The 11,816-nt window shown below is 63.4% G+C and carries 10 protein-coding genes, 1 tRNA gene and 1 pseudogene; 4 read left to right on the forward strand and 8 right to left on the reverse strand.

All coding sequences use genetic code 11. From position 1 onward, the window contains the following. Nucleotides 1-270 precede the first annotated feature (270 nt). The 6 genes from FGL95_RS05670 to FGL95_RS05695 all read right to left on the reverse strand — a co-directional run bounded on the left by FGL95_RS05670 (nucleotide 271) and on the right by FGL95_RS05695 (nucleotide 5,074). Nucleotides 271-522 carry a hypothetical protein gene (locus tag FGL95_RS05670; RefSeq protein ID WP_169585275.1) on the reverse strand — a complete coding sequence of 84 codons (252 nt, stop codon included), beginning with the start codon at nucleotides 520-522 and terminating at the stop codon, nucleotides 271-273. 100 nt (nucleotides 523-622) lie between these two features. Next, complete coding sequence (locus tag FGL95_RS05675) at nucleotides 623-799, reverse strand: zinc finger domain-containing protein (protein ID WP_169585276.1); 177 nt, start codon at nucleotides 797-799, stop codon at nucleotides 623-625. A 271-nt stretch (nucleotides 800-1,070) separates the two neighbouring features. Further along, the gene (locus FGL95_RS05680) at nucleotides 1,071-3,515 is read right to left on the reverse strand and encodes an AAA family ATPase (protein WP_169585277.1); all 2,445 of its coding nucleotides are present in this window, start codon (nucleotides 3,513-3,515) and stop codon (nucleotides 1,071-1,073) included. A gap of 208 nt (nucleotides 3,516-3,723) precedes the next feature. Then, nucleotides 3,724-4,269 carry an HNH endonuclease family protein gene (locus FGL95_RS05685; protein ID WP_169585278.1) on the reverse strand — a complete coding sequence of 182 codons (546 nt, stop codon included), beginning with the start codon at nucleotides 4,267-4,269 and terminating at the stop codon, nucleotides 3,724-3,726. Between the two features lie 160 nt (nucleotides 4,270-4,429). After that, complete coding sequence (locus tag FGL95_RS05690; protein WP_169585279.1) at nucleotides 4,430-4,804, reverse strand: hypothetical protein; 375 nt, start codon at nucleotides 4,802-4,804, stop codon at nucleotides 4,430-4,432. A 6-nt stretch (nucleotides 4,805-4,810) separates the two neighbouring features. Beyond that, nucleotides 4,811-5,074 carry a helix-turn-helix domain-containing protein gene (locus FGL95_RS05695; protein ID WP_206071578.1) on the reverse strand — a complete coding sequence of 88 codons (264 nt, stop codon included), beginning with the start codon at nucleotides 5,072-5,074 and terminating at the stop codon, nucleotides 4,811-4,813. 391 nt (nucleotides 5,075-5,465) lie between these two features. Between FGL95_RS05695 and FGL95_RS05700 the strand changes: the two genes are divergently transcribed. After that, nucleotides 5,466-6,719 carry a tyrosine-type recombinase/integrase gene (locus tag FGL95_RS05700; RefSeq protein WP_169585281.1) on the forward strand — a complete coding sequence of 418 codons (1,254 nt, stop codon included), beginning with the start codon at nucleotides 5,466-5,468 and terminating at the stop codon, nucleotides 6,717-6,719. A 97-nt stretch (nucleotides 6,720-6,816) separates the two neighbouring features. Here FGL95_RS05700 and FGL95_RS05705 read toward each other — a convergent pair. Both FGL95_RS05705 and FGL95_RS05710 read right to left on the reverse strand, forming a co-directional pair. After that, nucleotides 6,817-6,892 (reverse strand) — tRNA-Arg (locus tag FGL95_RS05705). Between the two features lie 66 nt (nucleotides 6,893-6,958). Continuing rightward, the gene (locus FGL95_RS05710; RefSeq protein ID WP_169585282.1) at nucleotides 6,959-8,122 is read right to left on the reverse strand and encodes a N(5)-(carboxyethyl)ornithine synthase; all 1,164 of its coding nucleotides are present in this window, start codon (nucleotides 8,120-8,122) and stop codon (nucleotides 6,959-6,961) included. Between the two features lie 66 nt (nucleotides 8,123-8,188). Between FGL95_RS05710 and FGL95_RS05715 the strand changes: the two genes are divergently transcribed. The 3 genes and pseudogenes from FGL95_RS05715 to FGL95_RS05725 all read left to right on the forward strand — a co-directional run. Continuing rightward, nucleotides 8,189-10,219, forward strand: a complete 2,031-nt coding sequence (locus FGL95_RS05715; RefSeq protein WP_169585283.1) for a bifunctional copper resistance protein CopD/cytochrome c oxidase assembly protein — start codon at nucleotides 8,189-8,191, stop codon at nucleotides 10,217-10,219. After that, a complete protein-coding gene (locus FGL95_RS05720; protein ID WP_169585284.1) occupies nucleotides 10,216-11,142 on the forward strand; it encodes a threonine/serine dehydratase in 927 nt (308 codons plus the stop codon). Before FGL95_RS05715 ends, FGL95_RS05720 begins: the two co-directional genes overlap by 4 nt. A gap of 288 nt (nucleotides 11,143-11,430) precedes the next feature. Continuing rightward, nucleotides 11,431-11,799, forward strand: a pseudogene (locus FGL95_RS05725) (single-stranded DNA-binding protein); the annotation flags it as partial. Nucleotides 11,800-11,816: the final 17 nt, after the last annotated feature.

An 11,816-nucleotide genomic window follows, 5' to 3' on the forward strand; every position in this document is an offset into this window, starting at 1 on the left:
GGGCGTGTCGCAACCCCGCTGTCCGCTGAGCCGGAAATCACGTGTCCACCGGTCCGGAGAACTTGTGTCCGTCAGCCCGGAGCTAACTGTCCGCCCATCCGGAGTCTGACCTGTCCGCCCGCAGGATCAACCCACGACATCGATCGAATCGATGACCTGTGCCAGACACACCCCATCGCCGCGCGGATGCCCTGAGTCACATCCGAGGGTTGCCCTGCCCAGCACAGCTCTCGCGCGCGTACGCGCCTGCGGGGGCGCGTAGCGAGTTCGCTACTTCGCCTTCATAGCCTTGTCGATCGCCGCATCGATGTCTTTGTGCAGAGCGTTGTACCAGTCGGGCATCTCCTTGCCTTGCACCTGCTGAAGACCGAGTGGGCCAGCCGCAGTCAGCAGCGTCGGCCACAGGTCGTCGGGAAGCTGTTCGGAGATCGCAGGATCGCTCATAAGGCGATCGATCCCGATCCGTGCGAGCAGGGCGTGCACTTCTAGGCGTCGTTCGAGAGTTCGCTGATCTTTGTTCATCGCACTCCTTTGGTAGCTCTGGTACCTGCCGGGTACAGCTTCGTCTCGCGCACGGGACGCGCGCGCGAGAACGCGCGGAATCATTAGCGAAGCGGGTTCGCTATCTCGCCTTCATCGCACCGTCGTCGGCGCGCTTACGCTGAGCGCGGTTGGCGCGCATGGCCGCGTCCTGACGGCTCAGGTGCGCGGTACGTCCGTAGGCGCGGAGGCGCTTGATCGTGCAGGGCTCGCCTGGCTCAGCGTGGCACTGCGGGCAGCGCACGGATTCGGGGTTCATTTTCAACCTTCTCTCTTTCTGGTGACGTGCGAATCGGGGCTCTGTGCGGTCGTGTTTTCGGCTGTGCGCGCAGGCAAGTGCGGCATGTCGAGAGCAAGTGCGGAAGCAAGTGCGGGGGGCAGATCGCACGAGCAAGTGCGGGCAAGTGCGGAAACCGCAAAAGTGCAGGTCAAGCAAGTGCGCAAGCAATTTTTCGCATGTGCGGACGCAGATCGCATTTTCTTGCACCCCTTTAGGGGTGCAAATGCGTCTTGCCCCCTCTGGGAAGGGGTCATTTCTCGCCCTCCGGGGGGACCAGAGCGAGCCCGGTGAACGGAACCACCATCCATGTCGTCGGAGTTCGCCCTGTACCCCCGCCGGGGGAACCGGGGGTCTCGATGACCGACCCCGTCTTCGCCAAGGCTTGAAGTTTCCGGCGCGCCTTGTCGATGTTGTTTCGCTCTTTGTCCCGACTACCCGCTGCACCGAACAGGACCAGCGCGGCATCCTTCGCGGTGATCCCCGCCGTGCCCATGCCGCGAACGATCTCGAACAGATCGGTCTCCGCGTCGATGGTCGAAAACCCGGTCTCGTGGTCGTGTACGACATTCAGCGGGCCGAACTCGTGCATCGGCTGTTTCAGGTGCGCCATGTGCACGAGAACGTCGCCTGCGTCCGCGCTGAACACGAACACCGACCCGGCCCCTGCGGTCAGCCACGTGCTGCCGTACACGTCCGCCAGCGCCTTGGGAGGCCCCGAACCGTCGCCCGATCGCTTGACCATGTGATGCAGCTCGAACACGTCGATCCCTGCCGCGAGCACTCGCTGGCGCGCTCGGTTGTAACCCCCGGCAACTTGGTCGTCGGACAGGCCGAGCGCGGCATCCTTGAGCGAGTCCACGAACACGCGGTCGCCTGCTGCAAGCCCCGCCTTCTGGCACATCTGTAGCAACAATTCGGGTTTCACGGCGATATCGGCCTCGGGCGGACCCTGCCGCACGACGAGCCGCTCCGCGAGTACGGCGCGGTCGGCGTCGGTGAAGATCCGCTTGAACGCACGACTGATCTGCTGCGGTCGGTCCATCGCCAGCACCAGCACCCGCGAGCACTCGGCGACCGGCTGGCCCAGCACTTCGTTCGTGAAGCCCAGCGACGCTCGCACGAGCTGTGCCTCGATCGTCGTCTTGCCGAGTCCTGCACTACCGCACAACATCGTGGATTCGCCTCGGGCCGCGAGCACCATCGATCCGCTGCCCCACCACGCGGGCGGGATGTCCGGCGCGTCGAGAACGAACTCGGCTCCATCCAGGAATTCCGGACGTTCGGATTTTGCTGGCTCCGACGCTGGCTCGACCGACGCGGTCGCTTCTAGTGGAGTCGGCACGGACTCGCCTTTCGGTGTGTAGAGGCTGGGCCGGTCTGTAGTGGTCTGTGCGGCCTCGTTGGATTCGCTGGGTACTTCGGAGTCGGCACAACCGGTTTCGGGCGCTGGAGCGGCTTCTGCGGCTGCCTTCTCGGCACCGGCTCGGAGCGCGGCCATCACACCCGCGACCTCAGGGTCTTCGAAGCTGGACAGCGACTCCCCGGCGCTGAAAGCCCTTGTATCGCCGCCGTAGTGGACCGTGAGCGCGTACTGGTACTTCGTGTAGGTTCCCCCGCCTTCGAGCACCGGGTGACTGTCACTGAAGACGTGCAGCGGGTAGTCGTCGTCCGAACCGATGTCGAACTCGCTGCAGCCCTCCGCATGGGCAACGCCAGACCGCTCCGACGACGCCGTCGCGTGCTTCCAGACCACGCACTTGTCGCCGCATCGAGCCCTACCGGTCTGCGTCCAACCGTCTGCGCCGAGCAGTTCGGTCCAGCACCGACCACGCGCCCACGCGTCGATTGCGCTCGTTCCCGATCCGGATGCAGGTCGAACGATCGACGGCTTGCCGACGCCCTTCGCTCGATGCCCCTTCGGAGCGGAACCGTCGAGATATGCAGTCAGCCACGGACGGACCACACCGACTCCGCCGACCAGGCAGTACCGCCCTTCCTTCCGAACACTGCCGGGCAACACGACTTGCTGATTCGGGTTACCGATGATCACCCACGATTCGCCGGTGCCGGTGATCTCGACCTTCACGTACCCGCCGTCGACACCGTCGGGCAACGCGTAGTACCAATGCCCGCCCCGTTCGTGCTTCCAGGTGCCGTCGTCGTTTCGAGACCCCGGCGACTTCACAGTCGGCAAAAGACCGTGATCGACGGCTTTCGGATCACCGATCTTGCGAGCGCGTTGGAACGCCCGAACCTGAGTCGGCGTATCGGCGTCGACTACCAACAGCCGCGAACGATGCAGCTCCACGCCGAAGTTCGGCACGATCGCCCCGAACCTCTCTTGAAAGTGAACAACCATCTCGAAAACGCGCGCGGGATCGTTGTTGTACAGCTCCATACCGTCGAGCCCCGCGAACTCATCGGACTCTTGTTGTTCCTTCGATAGGCAGATCTCTCTGCTGACAGGCGATTTCGGCGTGCCGACGCTGGCAGGCGTGTGCACGAGCCCGATGTACAGGCCAGCGGCACACGCGGCCTCGACCGCCGCGATCAGCTTCTCGGGGGTCTCCCAGCCTTCGTCGAAGAGCTGCAGTGCCCGCTCCACCTCCGCTGCGCGCTCGTACGCAGCAAGCTGTGCGGGGGTCGACAGGCCGCTGTAACGCGCCATCGACTCGACCCATTTGATCGCTGACATCTCGTCGCTCCTTATGTCCCCGCAGCCGTTAGACTGGAGGTTGTCTGCTGCTGTTGATATTTGAGTGCGAAGCCTCGGTCCGTCGCCGGGGCTTTCGCATTTTTTTTGCTAAACTGGAGTCGCATCTCTCGGATTCGCATTCGAGCAAGCAAGCCCCCGTTATCTGCTAAATGACAATCTGTGGCGCGGGGGCTTTCTTGTGTCCGGTTCAGGTAGCAGTCCAAATTGCCGTTCTGGACGCCTTCAGTCGGGCTTTCCGCCGCCGATTCAAGAATCGCCTGCATATTCGGCACTGCCGCGCGCCTGTTGCGGTGCGGTAGGTGTTCTCGCTGTCGAACAAATGATCGCGACAGCAGGTCCATTTGGCCGCGTTGATGGCAGTCGGTCCGACGCCGAGCAGCACATTTTCGCCGCTCGTGATCTGCTCCGCGTGATCGACGTTGCAGCATCGCCTATTGAGGCATAAGTGGTTCACTACCAAGCTCGGATCATCGCGAATGCCGTTGAAGACCAGCGCAAGCCGGTGTGGAACGAAGCTGCGACGGCTACCGGGCGATCGCAACAGCCCATAGCCCTTGCCGTTGGTCTCACCGGTCCACACGACGCACGGACTGCCGAGGGTGGGGTGCGGCTCGGCCTCCGTTCGTATGCGCGCGTAGAAGGCTTTTCGGAGCTGTTTCTGCTGTGCTTCGGGCAAGGCTTCTAGCTCATCGAAGTACGAACGTCCCGTTCGTTTTCCGGTCGCAACTCGCATCTCCCGTATCCCTTTCGAATCCGAGACCGGCACCTTTTGCCAGCCCTGTTTGCATTGCACTGCTGGGAGGGCACTGCAGGGATTCGGTGGGAAGCGACTTGAGTTGCGCTAAATGTGTCGAGCAGCTAGATAGCCAGCTCGTACTTGGGAAGAATCTTGCTTAATTGCTAAATGCCGTGGGGTCGAAACTGTTGACCGCAATCGCGAGACGATTGGTCACCATTTCGTCGGTCCAGCCGACCGGATGAACAACGGCCATCGAGACGCGGCCCGGGCGAACGACCGGCAGCAACACTGCCGCGACGTTGGGGTGGTTGAACAATTTCGGCACCACCCACGCTCGGCCTGCGTCGTTGGACAGCCATGCGGCGAGCAACGCTGCGGCGGCGTGGGCGTCCCAACCGTCGACCGCGAGCCGTAGCGGCGGTGAGATCTCGCCGGATTCGACCATGACCAGCATCACCGAGGCGTTCAGCGTCTTCGACCGCTGCGCTGGAAACTCCGCAAGCTCTTGAAGTGTCGGATTTCGGGACATGTCCGACTACCGAGTACGCCGGTGCTGTAGCGCAGCCGAGCCAAGGAGTGGGGCAGCCTCGACCGCCTGCTCGTCGCTGATTCCCAGAAACGAGAGAACCTCGGCGGTCCGGAAGCGGTAGCGGGTACCGACCAGCGTTGCGCGCGGTCCCTGTCCTGCCTTGATCCACCGACGTACCGTGTCCGTGGAAACTTTTGCTGTATCCGCGACCTCTTGAAGAGTCATTACTTCCGGCCACGGCTCTCGAAAAACCGTTACAACTTTTGCCACGGCGAGCATCCTTTCTCTTGCATTGGTGCGGTCTCTTGCCTACGCAATGCCGACATTAACACCGCCAGTTTCGAAGCTTTAAGCCGTTGAACTGCTGCTTTGTTCTAAGCTGCGACAGCAGTTCCTTATTTGATAATTGCAAAAGTGGCCCTAATTGGATCTACCAGCGCATTTGTCTATTGCGGGCTGGCGGCGTTTAGCGCAACCCGCTTATTGTGCTGTGACGCGCATCACATTCATAATTTTGAAACCTGCTACTTGTTGCCCATCAATGCGCTATATTGCGTATGCAAGGGTGAGCGCCCGGCGCTCCGGAACCGTTCGAAGTTTCCGGTCCACTCCCGTCACGCAGTCGCGCTGTTCAGCGCAATCCCAGTTAGCGAGGTCTCCAATGGCACGTCCGCCTCTCGACATCGGCAAGCACGGCGAGGTCACATTGACCAAGCTCGCCCCGAACAAGTGGAGGGCACGGTGCCGAGTGCGCGGCCTCAACGGGGTGACACAGCGCATACAGCGCGATACGCCCGCACACGTCGCGCGAGACAGCCACGGAGCTGCCGCCAAGGCGTCGCTGATGGAGGCCGTCGCAGCGTTCGTTCAGCTCGACGGTGGCGGCGACGGCGAGGTGAAGCCGACCACCGAGTTGCACCAGCTCGTTGTCCTATACCTCGCAGACCTCGACAAGAGCGACCGGGCAACTCGGACTCGCGACACCTACCACCGCGTCGCAGCCCTGCTCGTCGGTGCGCTCGGCAAGTTGCGGGTACAGGAAGCCACACCGAGGCGACTCGGCGGTGTGCTCGAAAAGCTCGCTAAGGCCCACGGTGCGACCACCGCGAAGCAGGCGAAGACAATCCTGTCGGGCGTCATGGCGAACGCCGTCCGTGAGGGTGCGACGCTTCGAAACCCGGTGCGGGACATGGACCCGATCAGAGTGACGCCGCGCAACACAGCCGAGGGAGCTAGGCGCGTCCTTACCGGACCGGAACTGGGGGAGTTGCTCTACCAGCTCGACAACTCGATTGCGCCGCTCCCGACGCTGAAGAGCGCGAAGAAGGATCACACGACGCGGACGGTGAGCCAGTGGGCCAAAGACATCGACCTGCTCGATCCGATCACCCTGCTCGCTGCTACCGGCCTCCGACGTTCGGAGCTACTCGGTCTGCGCTGGCAGGACTACGACCCGAAGGCGCGGACTCTCAGGGTCTGCGGTCACGTCATCCGCTCGAACAGGGACGGTCTGATCCGGGAAGCGAGCACGAAGACCGTCAGTTCCGCCCGCCTGGTACCGCTGCCTGCCTTCGCCGTCGACATGCTCGACCGTCGTCGCGACGAGAGCCTTCGTCCGTCCGCGGCGAATGTCGAGAAGGTCATCTTCCCCAGCGAGACCGGCCAGTACCGCGACCCGGACAATCTCGCCGGTCAGTGGCGACGCATCCGCAAGGCCATCGGCTTCGAGTGGGTGAGTCTGCACGACTTCCGACACGCGGTCGGGACGCTACTGGACGAAGCGGGACTGTCGGCACGGATCGGTGCAGACCATCTAGGGCACGCTCGGGTGTCGATGACGCAGGACGTTTACCAGGCTCGTGGACGCGTCCACCACGCCGCAGCGCAAGCTATCGACGCGGCGATACGGCGCTGACTCGCCGGGTTGCTCTCACGTTATAGACAAATAAAAGGTGGATCGGCCCAAATGCGGCGCGATCCGCCTTGTCGTTTAAGCCTCTGAACTGCATCGATGGTGCCCCCGGCAGGATTCGAACCTGCGACCAAGGGATTAGAAGGCCCTTGCTCTATCCCCTGAGCTACGGAGGCGCGGGGCAATGATAACCGGTCGTCTCGAATCGCCCGAAATGCGAGGTGCGGCCGACGAGTGTGCTGTCAGTGCCGAGATTCGACAGCGATCTGAGCACTGACGGCACATTCGTGCGGGTATTCGGGCGATCGGTCTTGGAACGTGAGGATGCTCGGATTCTGGATGTGGCCGTCGCGAATCTCGATCGAGCGACGAATGGTGTCGTCGGCAGCCCAGGCCGTGGGCCCCGTGAGCACGGTGCGCAGGAAGGGGAGCAGTGCCTCGCTGATATCCCAGGTTGCCGAGTTCCACAGGTATGACGGGCTGTGGTCGACGCCGTAGTAGATGACGTTGTCGCCGACGATGAACGTCGGGTCGTCGAAGGTCGTCGGCCTAGCCCAGCTGAAGCCCATGCCTTCGTCACACGAGACGTCGACGATGATCGTCCCCGCGGGGACGTTCGGAAGGTCGTCGTCGTCGAGAAACATCAGCGGTGAATCCGTGTTCTGCAGAATGCAGTTCACGATGATGTCGTGGTCGGCGAGGAACTCCGGGAGGGGAATTCGCTGACCGTCTTGAAGCGCATAGCTACGGTCGTCGTCGTCGTGATCGACTTGCACCATGTTGGCCGAGTGGATCGGCGACGCGACCGCGCTGATACCGCGGACGGTGAGGACGTCGACGTCGTGCACGCCGTGAGCGTTGAGCGCGGTCACGGCGCCGCGGGCCGTTGCGCCGAAGCCGATCACGACGGCATTCAAGCGCCGCCCGTAATCGCCCGTCGTCCCAGCAAGCTGCAGCGCGTGCAGAACCGAGCAGTAGCCGGCGAGTTCGTTGTTCTTGTGGAACACGTGGAGGCTGAGGCTGCCGTCGGCGGTCCAGTGGTTCATTGCCTCGAAAGCGATGGGCGTGAGCTTTTTGTCGATTGCTAGCTGCGTCAACGCGAAGTCTTGGACGCAGTGCGGCCAACCCCACAACGTCTGCCCGTCGCGGAGTTCAGCCACGTCGTCGAGCAGTGGTTTTGCGAGCAGGATGACGTCGCACTCGGCGATGAGTTGCTCGCGGGTGCGGAAACCGGCGACCAATTCGGCCAGTCGGCGCTGCGGAAAGCCGAATTTTTCCGCGTAGCCGTGCTCTAGATATATGTGCTCGCGGATGTCCGCGTCGATCCGTTCGAAGTGCATGGGATGGATCGGCAAACGGTGTTCGTTCTCTTTGCGCGACCGGGACATGATTCCGAGCTGGTACATCTGTGCCCCTTTGATTAACTCCAGTGTGACACGTATCGGCGAATCGGACGGCTCTACTCTGGTGCTATGTCGACAACCGAGCGCGCCGAGCCGACGCTGAACGACCAGCTGACGCGAATCGGCACACCAGCGCTGTTGGCCGTGACGGGGTTGATCGCCGGCCTCGTCGCGTCGCTCGTCGTGGCCCTTTCCGCTTCGCGCGCGCTGGACATCCTCGGTATTCCTGACCCCGGACCGCTCACCACGTACGGGTTGCCCGCATTGCGTGCGATCGGTGAACTCGCGGCCGTCATCGCGGTCGGGTCGTTGTTACTCGCGGCGTTCTTGGTGCCGCCGCAGAAGAGCGGCCTGCTCGACGTGGGTGGCTATCGCGCTGTTCGGATGGCCGCCAACGCGGCGCTGGTCTGGGCCCTGTGTGCGGTGCTGCTTGTGCCGTTGACGCTGTCCGACACCTCGGGTCGGCCGCTGTCGGAAGCCATCGCTCCGGAAAATCTCTGGCGCGCAATCGGACAAGTTCCTCTGGCGAGCGCCTGGTGCTGGACGGCGGCATTCGCGGCCGTGTTGACGATCGGCTGCCGCCTTGCCTTGCGGTGGGCATGGACGCCTGCGCTGCTCGGACTGGCGATTCTGTCGTTGATGCCGTTGGGGATCAACGGCCACTCGTCTGCGGGCGGTTCGCACGATATGGCGACCAACAGCCTGATCCTGCACCTTGTCGCCGCGTCGTTGTGGGCCGGTGGGTTGTTCGCCTTGCTGGTCCACGCACGGTCGGACGGCGATCACACGGACGTGGCGGCGCGCCGATTCTCGACGATCGCAGGCATCGCGTTCGTCGTGATGGCGGCCAGCGGTGTGATCAATGCATTGGTCCGGCTGCCGCTCCACGACCTTTTCACCAGCACCTATGGCCGACTCATCCTCGCTAAAGCGGTAGCGCTCGGTGTGCTCGGCGTACTCGGTTTCGCGCAACGCCGGCGTGCGCTGCCTGCCTTGGTCGAGGACCCGATATCACGCGGTGCCCTGATCAAGTTCGCGGGCGTGGAAGCGCTGATCTTCGCGGCGACAATCGGCATCGCCGTTGGCCTCGGTCGGACGCCACCGCCGCCCGACGCAGAGTTCAATCCGACGGTCACGGAAGCCGAACTCGGCTACAACCTCGCTGGCAGGCCGACCGTTGCCCGCCTCATGTTCGACTGGCGATTCGACCTCATCTTCGGTACTGCGGCGATCGTATTGGCGGTCGTGTACCTCGTCGGCGTGCGGCGATTGCGCAAGCGCGGCGACGAATGGCCGATGGGCCGGACGGTCGCGTGGGTGCTGGGGTGCGTGGTACTGCTGCTCGCGACGTCGTCCGGGATCGGGCGCTATTCACCAGCGGTGTTCAGCGTGCACATGGGTTCGCACATGGCGTTGTCGATGTTGGCGCCAGTGCTGCTGGCCTTGGGCGGACCGATCACCCTCGCCTTGCGGGCATTGGAACCCGCCGGACGCGACGGCGTTCCGGGGCTTCGCGAATGGTTGCTCGCTGCTGTACACAGCCCGGTTTCGCGTTTCCTGACGCAGCCGGTCGTCGCTGCGGTGCTGTTCGTCAGTGGTTTCTACGCGCTCTACCTCGGTGGCATCTTCGACAAGAATGTCGACTCGCACCCCGCCCACGTCCTCATGACGTTGCACTTCTTGCTGACCGGCTACCTCTTCTATTGGGTCGTGATCGGCGTGGACCCGAAGCCGCGACCAGTCGAGCCGATCACGAAGGTGGCGATGGTCTTCGGTTCGTTGCCGTTCCACGCGTTCTTCGGTGTCGTGTTGATGATGATGGACACCCCGCTCGGCGGCTGGTTCTACAGCAGCCTCGGCTTGGACTGGAACAAAGACTTGATGACCGATCAACGGCTCGGTGGCGGCATCGCGTGGTCGGCGGGCGAGGTCCCGCTGGTGGTGGTGATGTTGGCGCTGCTGATCCAATGGTCGCGCAGCGACGACCGCGCGGCACGACGCTACGACCGCGCCGCCGATCGTGACGACGACGCCGAATTGGCCGCGCACAATGCGATGTTCGCCGAGCTCGCCCGCCGCGACCGAGAAGCTGGGCTGTGATCGACAGGTCCGATGTCCTTGCAGCGCAAGGTCGATTGGGTTCGCTGGTGCGGCGGACGCCGGTGCTCGACGCGATAGTCGACACCGCTGCTGGTCCGATTCCTGTGTCGTTGAAGCTCGAGTACCTGCAGGTCGGTGGGTCGTTCAAGTTCCGCGGCAGTCTGAATGCGATGCTGCACAGCGGAGCGGACGCGGTCGAGGTCGTGATCGCATCCGGCGGCAATGCTGGGATTGCGGCGGCATCTGCCGCGCGTCTGCGAGGTGTTCGCTGCACGGTCGTGGTACCTGACGCCGCGCCTGCGGCAAAGGTTGCAGTGCTGCGTGATCTCGGCGCGGAGGTCGTCTCGCACGGTGACCGGTACGCAATGGCATTCGATCGTGCTGTCGAAATCGCCCATGCGACCGGCGCTCTGCAACTGCACGCCTACGACTTGCCGGACATCGTCGCCGGCGCCGGAACCGTCGGGTTGGAAATCGAAGAGCAAGTACCGGATTCGAATCCGATTCTCGTGGCCGTCGGCGGTGGCGGCCTGGTCTCAGGGATCGCGCTCGGCGCAGCGGGTCGCCAGGTGGTCGGCGTCGAGCCCGAGGGCATCCCGACGTTGCACGCCGCCCTGGCAGCGGGTCGGCCCGTCGAGGTGGCGGTGGACAGCATCGCAGCCGATTCTCTCGGTGCCTCCCGGTTGGGCGACATCGCGATGGACGTCGTGACGCGCACCGGTGTTTCGTCGGTTTTGGTGTCAGATTCGGCGATCGTCGCGGCTCGGTCGTACTTGTGGCGTGAATGCCGCATCGCCGTCGAATGGGGTGGGGCGACGGCTTTGGCAGCCTTGTGTAGCGGTGCTTACGTGCCTGCGGCGGGGGAGCGTCCTGTGGTCGTGTTGTGCGGGGCGAACACGGACCCCGCGACGCTAAACGGGTAGCCGACCAAGGTACGCGGGCACGAAAAGGGTGAACCAATGCCACGGCCCGACTTCGCGGCACTTTTCGTGACCTCGCGCTGCCTATAGGCATGGTGAAGTCAGCAAAACCACCGCGAGGTCGAGGGTGGCGGGGGCTACCACCTCCGACCGACAAATTTCGGCCCTTTCGTGGCGATTTGCCCCGACTGTGGAGATTGGGTTTCTCATCCACAGATCGCTTCCAGCGCCCAATTTCGCCCCTCGCTCCGACAACCTGAATGGGACGGCCCCATCAACCAAGGAGCGAGCATGGCAAGCGAAACCACCATCACCGTGATCGGAAATCTGACCGCAGATCCCGAGCTTCGATTCACGACCGCAGGTGCCGCGGTCGCGAACTTCACCATCGCATCGACGGCTCGGTATTTCGACCGCGAGGCCAACCAATGGCGGGATGGTCAGGCGCTGTTCTTGCGTTGCAACGTGTGGCGAGACGCGGCGGAGAATGTCACCGAGACGTTGAAGCGCGGGGCGCGGGTCATCGCGCAAGGGCGGATGAAGCAGCGAAATTACGAGACGCGCGAAGGTGAGAAGCGCACGGTGATCGAGCTCGAGGTCGACGAGATCGGTGCGTCGTTGCGCTTTGCGACCGCGCAGATCACCAGGCCGAACCGCGGCGCTGCGCCAGAAGAAGA

It is taken from the genome of Antrihabitans stalactiti, assembly GCF_012932915.1.
GTDB lineage: Bacteria > Actinomycetota > Actinomycetes > Mycobacteriales > Mycobacteriaceae > Antrihabitans > Antrihabitans stalactiti.